The organism is Stenoxybacter acetivorans DSM 19021 (genome assembly GCF_000745895.1).
Classification (GTDB): Bacteria; Pseudomonadota; Gammaproteobacteria; order Burkholderiales; family Neisseriaceae; genus Stenoxybacter; species Stenoxybacter acetivorans.
This window is the reverse complement of record NZ_JQKE01000007.1, coordinates 25,553-42,238: the sequence shown is the minus strand read 5'-3', so window position 1 is coordinate 42,238 and position 16,686 is coordinate 25,553. Positions and strand designations below refer to the sequence as shown.

Genomic DNA, 16,686 nt, shown 5'->3' with positions numbered 1-16,686 from the left:
AAGCAGAGGTCGGCTTTTTAGCCGAATTGTTTCGTTTTAGCAAGCGGCTTATTCCTGCGCCGCTGTTTCCGCTTCGGTTTGTGTGCTTGCTTGTGTTTCATTTTCAGGCAGCCAGCCGCCGCCAAGGGCTTTGTAAAGCAACAGCAATTGCTGCGCTTGTGCCAATCTGCCTTGGATTAAACGGTCGGCAGCATCAGCGGCATTGATGCGTGCGGTTAATGCTTTATCTAAGGTAAACGAACCGTAACGAAACAATTTATCCGCGCCGTTTGCCTGCTGCTGAGTTTGATTTTGGGCTTCGCTTAAATATTGATTTTGCTGATGCAAAGCAAATTGACCTTGATAAGCATTATCCACTTCTGCCAAGGCATTTAACAGGCTTTGTTCATATTGTGCTAACGCGGCACGTACCCGCGCATCGGCAGCATCAATTTGTTTTTGAATCCGCCCGCCGGTGAAAATCGGCAAACTCACGCCCGCGCTCACCGCGCCGCCCCATGCCGCCAGATGCGGCAAATCGCTGCTTAAATAAATGCGTCCGTTTTGCCACAAAAAACGCACATCAAAACGCGGTAATAAATCAGCGCGCGCACTTGCCAGCTGTGCCGCGCGTGCCTGTAACTGCATTTCAACGGCACGTACATCGGGGCGGCGGCTCAAGACAGCAACGGGCAATACGCCGCTTGGCGGTGCGGGTATGTGATTCAAAATATCGTTCGCCGATGGCGGCAGCACAAAATCTTGCGGTGTTTTGCCCGTCAATACCGCCAATGAACGGGTGTGCGCATCAATTTGCACCTGAACCGTCGCCAAAGCCGCTTGTAGCTGTGCAATGCGTACACCAACGTCTTTCATCTCATAATCGCTCACTTGCCCCGCTTGAAAACGACCTGCCGCGTAGCGGCGCAGCTCTTGCAGGTTTTTCAATGCGGTTTGCAGCACTGCCAAACGCCGCTCATTGGCGCGTATGTTTAAATAGCGGTCGGCAATCTCGGCTACCGCCAGTATTTGCGCTCCGTGCCATTGTTCGGCAACGGCCAAAGCAGCATATTGCGCCGCATCAGCATCACTGCGTTTGCCGCCGAAAATATCCGCTTCCCAACTGACCAGCACGCCCGCGGTTTGTGCGCGTCCGTGCGGGTGCAGTGCACCAACGGGTAAACCAATTGACGACAACGCGGCTTGTTCGCCGGCACTTAACGGATTGTCTGCGTGAATATGGCTTTTGCCTGCGTTGGCATTGATGACGGCAGTCGGCAGCAAATCAGCGTTTGCCAGCGCGGCTTCATCGCGGGCTGCCTGAAGATTGGCTTTGGCACTTGCCAAATCCCGATTGGCAAGCCGCCCGGCTTCGATTAGCTCTGTTAAAGTATCGTCCTGCCAATCCAACCACCAGCGGCTGACATCAGCCGCTTCGCCTGCACTTGTTTCGGCAAACGCATCGGGGATTTCAACCGACGGCGTGAGGGCAATTTGAGTCGGCGTACAGGCAGCGCACCATGCCGTGAGCAGCAAAGAAAACCAATGGTTTTTATTCATAACCGTGTGTCCTGCAAAGTAATTTTTTATGGCAGCAAACTTTTCAGGCAGCCTGAAAAATAAGCACACCGCGCCGCCATTATGTTTGTTTTGCCAGCATACCGCGAAAACGTATCAATGCCAGCGTTAAAAACACACCGCCTGATAAGGTCATTGCCAACAACTCCGGCCACACAATCGCCATGCCGGCGTTGCGAAACAGCACGTCTTGACTGAACGCCACAAACTGCGTTACCGGAGAAAAGCGTGTAATTGACTGAATGACATCGGGCATGCTTTCCAGCGGTGATTCCGAGCCCGACAACATGCGGGTAACCACATACACAGGCAAACACAACAAGCCGAACTGCGGCATTGACGAGGTCAGTGTTGCCAGCAAAATACCCAATGCCGACACCGAAAACAAATAAATCATCAAACCCGCCGCAAACAGTGTTAATGAACCGTTTAAAGACACATTCATCCAGCCTTCCGCCACCAGCCGCAGCGACAATAATGCCGCAAGCAAAATCACCGCGCTGTTGGTGAGAATTTTTGCCAGTGCGATTTCTATCGGCGACACCGGCATCACCAGCAAGTGTTCCATCGTGCCGTGTTCACGTTCACGTATCACCGCCGCGCCCACCAAAATCATGCCCAACAACGTGATGCTCGCCACGATTTGCATCGTCCCGACATACCATATCGATTGCCCATTTGGGTTGTACAGCACCTGCGTTACCGCTTTAAGCGGCAGGCGGTTTTCCAAAGCAGGCTGCCTGAAAAAATCGGCGATTTCGTTCGCAATGATTTGATTGAGATAAACCACGCCCACACCGGCTTGGGTTACGGCAGTGGCATCTGCCAAAAGCTGAATCACCGGCTGCCGTCCCGCCAGTATATCTGCCTCCAAATTTGGCGGAATATTCACCACAAAAATATAGCGGTCACGCCCCGAAGCCTCGTCCAAACCATCACGGCTTAAATCTTCAGGCGTTTGAAAATAGGGCTTTTGTATGGCATCGCGAATACGCAAAGACAAGGCAGAACGGTCTTCATCAACAACAGCAATCGGCGCGTTGCGCACTTCCGTACTCACCCCTGTTCCCACCGCATAAACCACCACCGAAAACGCCGCCGCAATCAACACCAGCAAAACAATATCGCGCGACAGGCTTTTCAATTCTTTTAAACTCAATACCCAGATATTTTTCAGGCTGTTTCGCATACGATTCAATCACTTTGAGTCAGTACCAAGCCGGCTGCTCGGTCATTGTAAAAACAGATTGCCGCACGGCACACGCCGTCCATTTGTAAGCATACGCCTGTTTCGGTTGTGTTTTCAGGCAGCCTGTATCAGCGTTCTTGCTTTTTCAAAATACACCCTGCCAAAAAAACATACACCAGCGCAAACGACAGCAAAACCGTGTAATACGGCAAAAAATCCATGAACCCCTGTCCTTTGGCAAATCCGCCCAAGCTGATTTTTTGAAACCACATGGTCGGAAACAATCGGCTGGCATAATATTTCACGCCGCTGAGCGTGGATACGGGATAAAACAAACCCGAAAAATTCAAGGCAGGAATCAACGACAATAAAGCCGAACCGAAAATCGCCGCCACTTGCGATTTCACCACGCTGGACACCAACAAACCAAACGAAGTAGCGGCACACACCAAGGTTAATGCACCCAAAGTCATCGCCCAAAAACTGCCTTGTACCGGCACACCCAGCACCACAATCACCAGCCACACCAAAATACCATAGCTCATCATTGACACGGCAATATACGGCAGCTGTTTGCCGATTAAAAACTGGCGCACCCCTGCGGGTGAGGTATATAAATTGAGAATAGAACCGATTTCGCGCTCACGCACCACGCCCAACGCAGTCATCATGGTGGGTATCAGCATCATCGCCATCATAATCATACCCGGTGCCATGGCAACCACACTTTTAAAATCTTGGTTGTACACGAAGCGCGGTGCAATCGCGGCTGCCTGAAAACCGGTGTTTGTCTGCCCGCTTTGCTTGAGTTGATCGCTGCTGTAATCCAGCACAATACCGCTGATAAATCCTTTGATGTTTTCTGCCAAAAACGGCAGTGAACCATCTATATAAAATCCGATTTCCGGCTGCTGCCCGCGCAGAACATCGCGCCCGAAATGCGGCGGAATATCAATCACCAACCGTGCGGTTGAATTTTGCAGCACATGATCTATCTCGCCCGCGCTCTGTAAAACAGCGGTTTCGGTGAAGTAGCGCGATGCGGTGAAATACTCGGTAAATTCACGGCTCGCTACGCTTTGATCATTATCCAATATGGCAACACGTATGTTTTTGATGTCAAACGAGATGCCGTATGCCGCCGTAATCATTAAAACCACCGGACCCAAAAGTGCAAAGCACAAACGAATGCGATCCCGCCACAACTCAATGGCTTCACGGCGGGCGAAAGTAAGCATGGTCATCAGCCAATAGCGCAGACTGCCGAAAGGCTTGGCTGAAATTTTTGCGTAATTTGGTGCGGTTTCAGGCAGCCTGTTTGTTGGTTTGGCAGCATCGGCAAACTGCTTTGATGCGGTTGTGTTCGGCACATCGCAGCGGTTGTCCGAATTTTCAGGCAGCCTGTCGGCTGATGATTTGGGTTTGGATTGAGATTGGGATTCGGCAAACGCAGTGTTTGCTTTATTTTTGTCAGCAGCTTCCAAATAGGCAATGAACGCCTCTTCTAAACTGTCGGTGTGCTGTTGCCGGCATAATGCTTGCGGCGTACCCACTGCCAAAACCCGCCCTTGATGCATTAAGGAAATACGGTCGCAGCGTTCGGCTTCATTCATAAAATGGGTGGACACAAATTGTGTTACCCGCTCTTCACGTGACAATTTCAACAAATACTGCCAAAACATTTCACGCGCCGCAGGGTCAACGCCGGAAGTGGGTTCGTCCAAAATCAACACTTTGGGGCGGTGCAAACACGCCGCCGCCAGCTGCAGGCGTTGGCGCATACCCAAGGGCAGTGCACCGGGATATACATTGGCAGCCGCTTCTAAATCAAAACGCTGCAATGACTGCGCCACTGCTTGCCGCGCCGCTTCGCCGTGCAACCGATACAATTGCGCATGCAACATCAAATTTTGGCGAACACTCAATTCTTCATACAGGGAAAAACTTTGCGACATATAACCAACACGCATTCGCGTATTCAAATCGTTTGCCGTTACCGGTTCACCCAGTAATTGTGCCCGCCCGCTGCTGGCATCAAGCAAACCGGTAAGCATTTTCATGGTGGTGGATTTACCGCAGCCGTTTGAACCCAAAAAACCAAAAATTTCGCCGCGATCAATGGTAAAACTCACATCGTCCACTGCGGTAAACGCGCCGAAACGTTTGCTCAAATGCTGTGCCGCAATCGCCGGCGGTTCATTTGGGTCGGGCACAAACACCGATGCGGCAAACGCATTCAGGCTGCCTGAAAACCGTTTTTCCGTCGGCAACAAACGCACATACGCCTCTTCTAAAGTACGGCTCTCGGTTTGGCGCAATACTTCGGCAGTGGGCGCGTTGATGAGCAAACGCCCATCGTCCATTGCCAGTAAATGTTCAAACCGCGCGGCTTCGTCGATATACGCAGTCGCTACCAGCAAAGTCATGCCGCCTTGTTCGGCGCGCAAATTGTCCACCAATGCCCAAAATTGCCGCCGCGACAAGGGATCAACCCCTGTGGTGGGTTCGTCTAAAATCAGCAAATCGGGCTGATGCACCAAGGCACAGCACAGGCTTAATTTTTGCTTCATGCCGCCGGACAATTGCCCTGCCAAGCGATCACGAAACGGCAGCAAATCGGTTGCCTGCAATAAGCGTGTAATACGCTCCTGCCTTGCCGCTGCGTTTAAGCCAAACAGGCGGGCGTGAAAATCGGCATTGTCGTACACCGATAAAGTGGGATAAAGGTTGCGCCCCAAACCTTGCGGCATAAAGGCAATGCGGTGTGATAAACGGCGGCGGGCGTGTTTGTCTGCCATGTTTTCGCCAAACACAGACACTTGCCCGCTTTGAATGATTTTCACCCCCGCAATCAACGACAGCAAAGTTGATTTGCCCACGCCGTCCGGACCAATCAAGCCGATGGTGGCATGATTTGGTAAACACAAATTAATTTCGCTCAGGGCTTGGGTATCTTTGTAAGCATGAGAAACGCCGCTAAGCCGCACCGCCGCCTGTTCACCGTTCATGGCGCACACGCCGCTGCCGGCGCACGAACCCGCCATTTTTCTGGCCAAACTTGTTTGGTATCCAAACGTACATAACCGTTGCCGGTTAAACCGCCTTTAAGCAAACAGGTATAAGGCTTCGCCGAGTCAATCGGAATGCGCAGTTTCACCCGATACATTAACTTATCGCGCTCATCAACGGTTTCCACATATTTGGGCGTAAACTGCGCTTCGGCGGCAATAAAGCTGATTTTTGCTTGCCACACCGCATCAATGCCGTCCAACACTACCCGCGCCTCATCACCCAGATGCAGCTGCCCTACTGTACGCGTTGGCAAAAATACCGATAATGTTAAGTCGGTGGGGTCAAGCAGCGTAATCACACGGCTGCCTGCACCCACCACATTACCCACGTCGGCAATGCGGTATTCCACCCGTGCATCCAAGGGTGCGCGGATTTGCATATCTCGGTTTGCCGCCCCCGCTGCATCGGCTTGTGCCTGCGCCTGATTCACTGCCGACACCGCCTCTGCTCTGGCGGCACGGGCGGCGGCAACGGCAGCAGCTGCACCGTCTTTTGCCGCTTGCCGCCGCTGTAATTCTGCCGCCGATACCAAGGCATCATTTTTTAAACGGCGGGTATTCTCCCAATCCATTTGTGCTACTTTATACTGCTGCTGCATCGCCGCAATCTCCGCATCTGCCCGCGCCACCGTTTCCGCTGCCCGCTGCCGTGCCGCATTTGCCGCCGCCACTTGACTGTCGCTTTGCTCTGACGACAACACCACCAGCACATCGTCTTTTTTTACCGCCGTGCCTTCTTCCGCAGCGATAGACACCACTCTGCCCGGATATAAAGCTGCCACATCCATGCGCCGCAATTCCAAACGCCCGTTGCTACCTGAAAATCCTTCGGGCAAACGGTCTTTCAAGCGCAGATTTTCTCGGATTGCCGCGGCTGCCAACAACACCGGCACAATCACGGCAAGAATAATCAACAGCAGTCGTTTCTTGTTTTGCATGGCTTTAAAGATGTCCTAAAATAAATATTTTCAGTATCTTAACGGGTTGGTTTCATTTTTTAAAGCAAATATGGATTTTAACGGCGGCACTGCATTCTGCGATACGAAACCAAAATTTTGAATCCAAAATTTATTCGGTTGCCGACCAACGGCACAACCGCAGAATATCTGCGCCGAAATTCGCTAATTTATTCTCGCCCATACCATAAATACCCACCAAATCCTGCTGATTTTTCGGCGGGTTTTTTACCAATTCTTGCAAAGTACGGTCAGCAAAAATCACGTAAGCAGGAACATTGGCGGCTTGGGCGCGTTGCTTGCGCCAAGTACGCAAGGCTTGCCACAAACGTTCTTCGCGCTCCGTGCGCAGCCACGTACTTTTAACATCATAATCGGTTTTCTTATCGCGCTTGAGTACACGCAGCCACACAATTTCTTCGCCTTTTAACACCGCACGGGCGTGTTCAGACAATTGCAGGGCTTGGTGCTGCCCCGCCGCCAAATTCAAATAGCCTTGCGCAATACACTGGCGCACCACCGATCGCCATTCTTTGTCGCTTAGCTCCTGTCCAACACCGAATGTGGACAAAGCATGATGCCCCATGCGCCGTATCCAATCATTGTCTTTGCCGCGCAACACGTCAATCACATAACCCGTAGCAAAAGTTTGCCCGACGCGATACACACACGACAATAATTTTTGCGCCAGCACTGTGCCGTCAAAGCGCGGCGGCGGTTCACGGCAATTATCACAATGACCGCAAGGCGTGCTGTCTTCTTCAAAATAACGCAGCAGCAAGGTTCTGCGGCAAGCGGCGGTTTCGCAAAAGCCCAGCATCGCGTCCAGTTTTTGCAAATCAATTTGTTTTTGCGCTTCATCGCGTTCGGCTTCGGCAATGCGCTCGCGCAGCAATACCCAATCGTTCAAGCCGTAGCACAACCAGCTCACTGCCGGCAAACCGTCCCGCCCTGCGCGACCCGATTCTTGGTAAAAATGCTCAATTGAGGGCGGCATATCCAAATGCGCCACAAAACGCACATCGGGTTTGTCGATGCCCATGCCAAACGCCACCGTTGCCACCATGACGATATTGTCTTCTTGCGTAAAACGGCGTTGATGTTCGGCGCGTACAGACCAATCCAAACCGGCGTGATACGGCAGCGCATCAATGTGCTGTTCACGCAAAAATGCGGCAATGTCTTCCACCCGCTTGCGCGACAAGCAATACACAATGCCGCTTTGATTACGCATTTGCCGCTGTATAAACTGCAATAATTGTTTTTTGCCGTTGTTTTTTTCGATAACTTGGTAATCGATATTCGGGCGGTCAAAACTGGATAGGAAGAAAGGCGCGTCTTCCAAATGCAAATAATGCACAATATCGGCGCGGGTGGCTTTGTCGGCGGTGGCAGTGAGCGCGATGCGCGGCACTTTAGGGTAACGCGATGCCAACATGCCCAGCTGCTGGTATTCGGGGCGAAAATCATGCCCCCATTGGCTGACACAATGCGCCTCGTCAATGGCAAACAGGCTGACGTGTAAGCTGTCCAAAAAACGCAAAAACCGCGGCGACACCAAGCGTTCGGGCGCAACATACAACAGTTTCAGGCAGCCTTGATGAATGTCTGCCGCTATTTGCTGTATGCTGTCTTGTTCACTGCCGCTGTGAACACAGGCTGCCTGAACGCCTGCGGCAGTCAGTGCCGCCACTTGGTCTTGCATCAGCGCAATGAGCGGCGACACCACAATCGCCACGCCCTCACGCATGAGTGCCGGAATCTGATAACACAAAGACTTACCCGCACCGGTGGGCATGAGTGCCAATACATTCTGTCCCTGCGCCAAGGTCTGAATAATTTCGGCTTGCTCGCCCCTGAATTCGGTATAGCCAAAAACATCGTGTAAAATCCGGCGGGCGTGGTTCACTGTTGCGCTTTCAATGCAATAAAGTTACGTATTGTAACGAGAAATAAGCTCATTTCCACCCATTCTGAATATCGTTAATCATCAATCATGAATCCAAATACAGAAAATTTCAGCATCGCACCGATTGGCTATGTCCAGTCGCCGTATAAACAAAAATTCGGTGTTCCGCGCCAGCCGGGCTTGGCATCACAAACAATGTCATGTATTGAATTGCTGCCTGAATTCAGTGCGGATTGTGTGCGCGGTTTGAGTGAATTTGATTATATTTGGGTACATTTTGTGTTTCACAAAGTACTGACGGAAGGCTGGCAACCGCTGGTGCGTCCGCCGAAACTGGGCGGTAAAAAAAAGGTGGGGGTGTTCGCCACCCGCAGCCCGCATCGCCCGAACCACTTGGGCTTGTCTTTACTGCCATTGGTTCACATTGACACCCAACAGGGCGTTAAAATTTGGGTGCGCGGCGGCGATTTTATTGACGGAACGCCGATTATCGACATCAAACCTTATCTGGCATTTATCGAGAGCCAAGCACACGCCCGCAGCGGTTTTGCACGTTTGGATACACCGATTTTAACCGTTGTTTGGCACGAACAAGCACAGCAAGCCATACACACGCTCAGGCTGCCTGAAGATTTTGTTGTCTTGATTAAAGAAAGTATCCGCCACGACCCGCGCCCTGCGCATCAGCACGATGAACCGCGCCGTTTCGTGATGCAACTGGCATGGCAAGGCAGTGATTATGATGTTGTTTTTTCTGTTAATATTCAGGCAGCCTGTGTGGAAAATGTGCTGATTCATACAGGGCTGAAATTGCTGTGAATTGCATCATTGACACAGCCCTATTGCTGTTGCATCATGCGATAGAAGTGCATTCTTTTGAAGATGTTGCTGTTGCAATGCGAAACCGCCAAAATACACGTTGAGTAAGAATTAACCCTGCTTCATACGAGCAAAGATTGAGACAAACAATCAAAAAACAGGAAAACCAAAATGCAAATGATACCGATAGAAAAGAACACCATACCCATCGGTTCTGTCCGCACATTCGGAGAATACGGCATTCCCTATATTGTGGGAACGCCTGAGAAACAGTTACCTGACGGAGATTGGCTGGTAAACATTGAACTTCCCGAAAGCGGGGAAAAAACACAATACAAGCTGTCTAAAATCATGCACGACCCGAAAGCAAACTGATGTACGCAATTTCTTTTGATTTAGTGGTAGCCGATACCGAACAGAACCACCCAAAAGAGGTATTCCCAAGCATACGCCGATAGATGCACTCCACCACTCAAAACCATCACACCAGCTGCTCGCCCCAATGTAGTTTTTGGCGCAACGTTTTATAGTATTGGTATTCAATCGGGTGCAATACCCGCAGTGTATTGCGGTAACGGCGGATTTTGATGGTATCCATGCTGTTGATGTCCACGTATGACTGACCGTCAAAATGCACCCGTGCATCCACGCCTTTAGTGATTAAAATTTCAATTTCACTGGTATCGCTGATGGCAATCGGGCGGTTGGTCATGGATTGCGGGCAAATCGGCACTAAGCTGAACGCCCGTAGCGTGGATTGCAAAATCGGACCGCCCGCCGCCAGGGAGTAGGCGGTAGAACCGGTGGGCGTGGAGACAATCAAACCGTCAGAGCGTTGCGAATACACGAATTCTCGGTTAATAAATACTTCAAATTCAATCATCTGACCCATGCCGCCGCGGCTTAAAACCACATCATTCAACGCCAGCGACCGTTTAATTTCTTGCTCCCCGCGTTGGATTGATGCTTCCAATAAAATGCGCTCTTCAGGCAAGTATTTGCCGGCAAGCATGCCTGCCAATTGTGCCAACATCGTTTCTTGCGGCACTTGCGTTAAAAAACCCAAATGTCCTTGATTAACACCAATCAGCGGCACTCGAAACGGTGCCAGCTTACGCGCTATGGATAATAAAGTGCCGTCGCCGCCCAGCACCGTTACCAAATCACATTGCCGTCCCATGTCGTCTTTATCAATCACGCGGCAACGTACCAAATGTGTTCTTTCAACCAAATTTTCTGCCGCCGACACATCTTCCAGATACACATCAATCTGATTGACCAGCAAAAAATCAATCAATGCCGATAAAGTTTCCCGTATATGCGGCGTTTGCGGACGTGTAACAATACCGATTCGGTGAAATTGGCTGTTCATAGACAACACTCAAAGCGAATAAACGCGCCAATCATACCAACAAGCCGCGTGCTGGGCTATAATTCACCCATCTTTAAATACCTTATCAAGTGATTATTATGTACCACTACCAATCTGAAACCACACAGTTTCTCAACCAATACCTCAAAGACCACCCCGAGGTGTCGGCTGAACGCTTAAAAAACAGAAATTTGTTGTGGGATGTAACCCTCAATCCCGAAGATGAAGCCAACTTCAAAGCCGCACGAGTACCGCGTAAACCCTACGCATACCAAGCAGATTAAACACAACAGGCTGCCTGAAAACACGGCGGCATATTACATTAACTTATTTTTCAGGCAGCCTGATTTTGGTTCACATTGACCATGAGCCACACCAGCTTGGGCGTATCCGCTCCTTTGCAGCACTATTTAAACAGCATTAACCCGTCTGAGCCGGCGTTATTGTGCCGTTTGCGCGAAGAAACCGCACGCTTGCGGCAAGGCAAAATGCACATCGCACCGGCGCAAGCACAGCTATTGGCGTGGCTGGCACAACTGTTGGCAGTAAAAAACTATTTGGAAATCGGCGTATTCACTGGCTACAGCAGCACCGCCCTTGCCCTTGCCCTGCCTGGTGACGCACGCATCACCGCTTGCGACATCAGCGTTACCTACACCGACATCGCCCGCCGATATTGGACTGAAGCCCAAGTGGCACATAAAATTGAACTGTCTTTGCAACCGGCAATCATCACCCTTGATGAATTAATCGCCCAAGGCAAATGCAATCACTATGATTTGGCATTGATTGATGCCGACAAAGCCGCCACACCGCATTATTTTGAACGCTGCCTGAAACTCATTCGCCCAAACGGCGTGATTGCCATTGACAATGTTTTATCCAATGGCCGCGTTTTTCAGGCAGCCTGTGAAACGCAATCACAAAGCATTCAAATCTTGCGCCGATTTAATCAATCGCTCAAAGAAGACACACGCGTATCCGCTGTTACTTTACCCATTGGCGATGGATTAACACTTGTGCAAAAATGCACAGACACCGTATTGTGTTTGCATTCCATCGCCAATTCTTAGACATATTTTTTATTTTAAAGAGCATCACATGAGCAAAATCGGCATTATTATGGGCAGCAACAGCGACTGGCACATCATGCAGCACGCCGCGCAAGTATTAACAGAATTCAATATTGACCATGAAACCCGCGTGGTTTCCGCCCACCGCACCCCTGATTTAATGTTTGAATACGCCGAAACCGCCCGCGAACGCGGCATTGAAGCCATTATCGCCGGCGCGGGCGGTGCGGCGCATCTGCCCGGCATGGTTGCCGCCAAAACCACTGTTCCCGTATTGGGTGTACCCATTCCCGGCAAATATCTGCGCGGCAAAGATTCTTTATTGTCTATTGTGCAAATGCCCAAAGGCATTCCCGTTGCCACCTTTGCCATCGGCGAAGCCGGTGCCGCCAATGCCGCCTTATTTGCCGCCGCCTTATTGGCAATAAAATACCCGGATTTAGCAGAAAAACTCACCTTGTTCCGCCAACAGCAAACCGATAAAGTGCTGGCAATGGCGTTAAGTGCGCCGGAAATGAACTGATGCCTGAAAATTTCAGCCGCATCACGCCGTTCTGCCGTGTCGGATAAACAAATAAAACACAAAATCATTGACTTCAATTGACCGCAAAAAAACACAAAGACCCATTTCAATATGACAAAATCATTTGATGAACCGCCGCTGTCTTTTGAAGAAAGGGGTGATGATAATACCGTTCAATCTTTTATCCCGCCGCATTCACTGGAGGCGGAACAATCGGTCTTGGGCGGATTGCTGCTTGATAATGATGCGTTTGAAAACATTGCCGGCATCATCAACGAAGTTGATTTTTACCGCCATGAACACCGCCTGATTTTCCGTGCCATTGCCAAATTAGCGGAGACCATGCGTCCTGCTGATGTGATTACCGTTCAAGAAGAACTACAGCGGCGCGAAGAGCTGGAAGCAGCGGGTGATTTTGCCTATTTGGTAAACTTGGCACAAAACACACCCTCTGCCGCCAATATCCGCCATTATGCCGAAATCGTGCGTGAACGCTCTATTCTGCGCCAACTGGCTCAGGTTGGTACAGAAATTGCAAGAGATGCTTATAATCCGCAAGGAAAAGATGCCAAGCAAATGCTGGACGAGGCGGAAAACAATGTTTTTCAAATTGCCGAATCGTCTTCCCGCGCCCGCCAAGGTTTCTTGGCTATGCCCGCCTTGCTGAAAGAAGTGGTTGGACGAATTGATGTTTTGTATGCCCGCGACAACAAAGACGATGTAACCGGCATTGCCACCGGCTTTATTGATTTAGACAAAATGACTTCGGGTTTGCAAGCGGGTGATTTGATTATTGTTGCCGGTCGTCCGTCTATGGGCAAAACCGCGTTCGCGCTGAATATTGCCGAACATGTGGCGATACACAGCCATTTGCCTGTTGCGGTATTTTCCATGGAAATGGGCGGTGCACAGCTGGTGATGCGAATGCTGGGTTCGGTGGGGCGCATTGATCAAAGTGTTTTAAAAACCGGCGGCTTGGCAGACGAACATTGGGGCAGGCTGAATAACGCAGTGGTGCAGCTGTCCGATGCACCGATATTTATTGACGAAACACCGGGTCTGACTGCTTTGGAAATCCGCGCCCGTGCCCGCCGATTAGCACGGCAGCAGGGCGGACAGCTGGGCTTGATTGTGATTGACTACTTACAACTGATGTCCGGTTCATCGCGCAGCGGCGAAAATCGTGCCTCCGAATTGGGCGAGATTTCACGCTCCCTGAAAACCTTGGCAAAAGAATTGCAAGTGCCGATTATTGCGTTGTCGCAATTGTCGCGGGCAGTGGAGCAGCGCACCGATAAACGCCCGATGATGTCTGATTTGCGTGAATCGGGTGCCATTGAACAAGACGCGGATTTAATTATGTTTATGTATCGCGACGAATACTATCACCCCGACAGTCAGTTTAAAGGAATGGCGGAATGTATTATCGGCAAACACCGTAACGGCCCCACCGGCAAAATACACCTTACTTTTCAAGGAAAGTACACCAAATTTGAAAATGCCGCCATGCCGGATGGTGCTTATGATTATGAATGAGCGGTACTGAGCAATTCATTGCGTACACAATAACGCAGCACTGAGTAACAGATTGCCTGTATTGATTTGCTTTCAAGCAAAATCTCAGGATATAAACTGAATTGATTGATTTAACAACGATTACGGCAAACAACCCACTATTGCCATTATTAAAAAAATATAAAAAACAATAGTCAATTGCCCTTTTGTAAAACATTGTTTCGCTTATTGTATTTAAAACAGACTGCAATACAATAGACAATAAATGAAACGGAAACACTGCAATACCGTGCCAACCGAACGAAACCAAAAAATGAAACCCAATTCCACACCGCAGCGCGGATTTACCTTAGTTGAACTCATGGTGGTGGTTATGTTAACCGGCATTATGGCGGCTTTTGCCTTGCCCAATATGAGTGCGTGGGCACAAAGACAAGCCGTGCGCAGCAAAGCAGAGCAAACCGCCAACCTGTTTCGATTTGCCCGCAGCGAAGCGGTGCGCTTGAATGTGCCGGTATTGGTGTGTCCCGTTACCATAAAAACCGACGGCAGCCCGAATAATAATTGCCAAGCACCCACTCCTAATGCTGTTCAGGGATTAACTGCATTTGCTGACAGAAACCGTGACGGTGCGTTAGTTACTGATGAGGCCATTAGAACCATCGCAGTAAATCAAAACGGTGCCAACCAGCAAAATCCCATTGCCGTCACCATACAGACACAATCTTTCGGTTCATCGAAGCCACCTGCTGATCTGGCAACTCCGAGATTTGCCTTTCTGCCCAACGGTACGTTTGGTTGGTATGCGGGCGGTTCATTACAAGTAGGCAGCGGCGAAGCGCGTTTAACATTCAGCAAAAACAATGACGGTAAAAAACTATCCAGTATGATTTTTCTGGATGCAAGCGGCAGGAGTGGTGCCTGTCCTGCAAATTATACTGCATCAGATGTCGCCTCGCCCATCTGCGGCGAGCCCTAAACCGGAGAAAACACAATGATGCCCCGTTTTACTGTACAAACCCAGTTGAATCAACACCGACACACGCAATTAAAAAACCGTCAAAAAGGCAGCACTTTAATTGAGGTGATGATTTCTATTTTTGTATTGTCGTTTGGTGTATTGGTGTTGATGGTCGCGCAATTGCGCGGTGTCAGTAGCGTTCAGGAAGCAGGCAATCAAACCGTTGTTGCACAGGCGGCGCAAAATTTAATGGAAAGTATGCTGACCAACCCTGTATTAATCGCTCCGACAAACGATGCCACTGTGGCTGCAAAAGACTACAGTTTCTATGAAAACCTCTGGACTGGAATTAAAAGTAACAACAACTGCAATGACAATTATACTGGTGGTCAGACTTATGATAGAAATGGAATGGCAAACATACAACTGTGCCATTTTAAGAATGAAGTGAACGCAAATTTGACAAATATCGAAGATATTAATTTAGATGTAAAACCCGATGATACACTTGAAATAAAATGGAAAATGCAAATTGCCGACGGCGAAGATAAAAATCTCGGTACTGATGCCAATGGCATGATTGAATATACCTATTCCTTGCCGATTTCAGATTAACACCGCAACAGAATATTTTTCAGGCAGCCCAAATTATTATGCCAACACACATTTACCAGCCCAAGCCATTGTCATGGCACAAGTCACACAAACAATCCGGTTTCAGCCTGATTGAGTTTATGGTTGCCAGTGCCATTGGTATAATCGTTTTATTGGCAGTGGGCACAACTTACATCACCACGCAAAATCTCTCTACACAAGGACAAAGCCGCATTGCCGTGCAACAGGATTTGCGCAATGCCACCAATATGCTCGCCAGAGATGCCCGCGCCGCAGGGGTATTCGGTTGTTATAATCTGGCGGCAGAAGGTCCGAGAAATCCTGGCAACTCAGTAACGGGTAATCACACTACTGCCGGTGCCAATGATCCCAGTGAGGTAGGTACAGCAACCACACACGACAATGGAAATAACTTTGGGATTCGTCAGATGAATGGAAGTACATTCCTTGGTCAAACAGGAGTAACTTTAAACAATCCCAGCAACGCATTAATTTTTACTTATGGCGTGGGTTTTGGGCGTTTACAGGGTGTCAACGAAGTGGTATTTGATGATGGCATTGGCATTGCCGAAAATACGCCCGTTGCGGTATCAACTTGTTCAGAGTTGGTTATTTCAACAATTGATAAAGATGGCAAGATCCTTAATGTTGGCGGTATATCGCCCTCTTCAAGAACCACAGTAACCCGCTTTGCATCATCGGCTTATGTGGTTGGTGACGACGCACGAGGTGCACCCAGTTTATATCGCTTCACATTGGGTAATAACAATCAATGGGAAGGTCCGCAGCTATTGGTGAGTAATGTTCAAGCTTTTGGTCCAATTCAATACGGTTATGCAGATATATCAGCGAATGATGATGGAGCCGGTTGTAATATTAATACCGGTCTTGGTGGTACGGACAATTTCAACGCCGGCACAACCAGTTTCACATTCTACACAGATACGCTGAGTTATAATCCCCCCACCCTTGCCTCCCCATTGGATCAAGCACTTTTGCCGGCATTGATTCACATTCCCTTAGGGGTAACTGTAGATACTCAGAATATAAATTACGCCATTGATATCGCGGTGCGCGGCGGCAATGTGTGCGCTAACCGTGTACTTGCCAGAACCCCTCCTTAATA

14 protein-coding genes and 2 pseudogenes are annotated in these 16,686 nt (G+C 49.6%); 10 read left to right on the top strand and 6 right to left on the bottom strand.

Annotated features, from left to right (window positions below; genetic code table 11):
* Positions 1–48: 48 nt before the first annotated feature.
* From Q384_RS00585 to recQ, 5 genes and pseudogenes are all read right to left on the bottom strand, one after another.
* Complete coding sequence (locus Q384_RS00585; RefSeq protein WP_084224338.1) at positions 49–1,539, bottom strand: TolC family protein; 1,491 nt, start codon at positions 1,537–1,539, stop codon at positions 49–51.
* A 79-nt stretch (positions 1,540–1,618) separates the two neighbouring features.
* Positions 1,619–2,746: an ABC transporter permease gene (locus Q384_RS00580; protein ID WP_037585303.1), complete on the bottom strand. Its 1,128-nt coding sequence runs from the start codon at positions 2,744–2,746 to the stop codon at positions 1,619–1,621.
* A 128-nt stretch (positions 2,747–2,874) separates the two neighbouring features.
* On the bottom strand, positions 2,875–5,790 hold the full coding sequence (gene rbbA, locus Q384_RS00575) for a ribosome-associated ATPase/putative transporter RbbA (protein ID WP_425423463.1): 2,916 nt from the start codon (positions 5,788–5,790) through the stop codon (positions 2,875–2,877).
* Positions 5,751–6,755, bottom strand: a complete 1,005-nt coding sequence (locus Q384_RS00570) for an HlyD family secretion protein (protein WP_156956377.1) — start codon at positions 6,753–6,755, stop codon at positions 5,751–5,753. Before Q384_RS00570 ends, rbbA begins: the two co-directional genes overlap by 40 nt.
* A 139-nt stretch (positions 6,756–6,894) precedes the next feature.
* Positions 6,895–8,682, bottom strand: a pseudogene (gene recQ, locus Q384_RS00565) (DNA helicase RecQ); the annotation flags it as partial.
* Between the two features lie 87 nt (positions 8,683–8,769).
* Between recQ and tsaA the strand changes: the two are divergent.
* The 3 genes and pseudogenes from tsaA to Q384_RS14450 form a co-directional block, all read left to right on the top strand.
* Positions 8,770–9,501: a tRNA (N6-threonylcarbamoyladenosine(37)-N6)-methyltransferase TrmO gene (tsaA, locus tag Q384_RS00560; RefSeq protein WP_037585301.1), complete on the top strand. Its 732-nt coding sequence runs from the start codon at positions 8,770–8,772 to the stop codon at positions 9,499–9,501.
* Between the two features lie 171 nt (positions 9,502–9,672).
* Positions 9,673–9,876, top strand: a complete 204-nt coding sequence (locus Q384_RS00555) for a DUF5397 family protein (protein ID WP_245608484.1) — start codon at positions 9,673–9,675, stop codon at positions 9,874–9,876.
* Positions 9,876–9,957 (top strand): annotated as a pseudogene (locus Q384_RS14450) (virulence factor); the annotation flags it as partial. The gene Q384_RS00555 and the pseudogene Q384_RS14450, both read left to right, overlap by 1 nt.
* 25 nt (positions 9,958–9,982) lie before the next feature.
* Here the strand turns inward: Q384_RS14450 and Q384_RS00550 are convergent.
* On the bottom strand, positions 9,983–10,873 hold the full coding sequence (locus Q384_RS00550; protein WP_037585300.1) for an NAD(+) kinase: 891 nt from the start codon (positions 10,871–10,873) through the stop codon (positions 9,983–9,985).
* 98 nt (positions 10,874–10,971) lie between these two features.
* Between Q384_RS00550 and Q384_RS00545 the strand changes: the two genes are divergently transcribed.
* The 7 genes from Q384_RS00545 (at position 10,972) to Q384_RS00515 (ending at position 16,684) form a co-directional block, all read left to right on the top strand.
* A complete protein-coding gene (locus Q384_RS00545; RefSeq protein WP_037585299.1) occupies positions 10,972–11,157 on the top strand; it encodes a DUF3460 family protein in 186 nt (61 codons plus the stop codon).
* Positions 11,158–11,238: 81 nt separating this feature from the next.
* Positions 11,239–11,946, top strand: coding sequence for a class I SAM-dependent methyltransferase (locus tag Q384_RS00540; RefSeq protein WP_051940223.1), 708 nt, complete (start codon positions 11,239–11,241; stop codon positions 11,944–11,946).
* Between the two features lie 28 nt (positions 11,947–11,974).
* The gene (gene purE, locus Q384_RS00535; protein WP_037585298.1) at positions 11,975–12,469 is read left to right on the top strand and encodes a 5-(carboxyamino)imidazole ribonucleotide mutase; all 495 of its coding nucleotides are present in this window, start codon (positions 11,975–11,977) and stop codon (positions 12,467–12,469) included.
* A 111-nt stretch (positions 12,470–12,580) separates the two neighbouring features.
* Complete coding sequence (dnaB, locus tag Q384_RS00530) at positions 12,581–14,005, top strand: replicative DNA helicase (RefSeq protein WP_084224336.1); 1,425 nt, start codon at positions 12,581–12,583, stop codon at positions 14,003–14,005.
* Positions 14,006–14,249: 244 nt separating this feature from the next.
* Complete coding sequence (locus tag Q384_RS00525; protein ID WP_051940221.1) at positions 14,250–14,963, top strand: GspH/FimT family pseudopilin; 714 nt, start codon at positions 14,250–14,252, stop codon at positions 14,961–14,963.
* 15 nt (positions 14,964–14,978) lie between these two features.
* The gene (gene pilV, locus Q384_RS12475; protein WP_051940218.1) at positions 14,979–15,560 is read left to right on the top strand and encodes a type IV pilus modification protein PilV; all 582 of its coding nucleotides are present in this window, start codon (positions 14,979–14,981) and stop codon (positions 15,558–15,560) included.
* Positions 15,561–15,598: 38 nt separating this feature from the next.
* Positions 15,599–16,684: a PilW family protein gene (locus Q384_RS00515; RefSeq protein ID WP_037585297.1), complete on the top strand. Its 1,086-nt coding sequence runs from the start codon at positions 15,599–15,601 to the stop codon at positions 16,682–16,684.
* Positions 16,685–16,686: the final 2 nt, after the last annotated feature.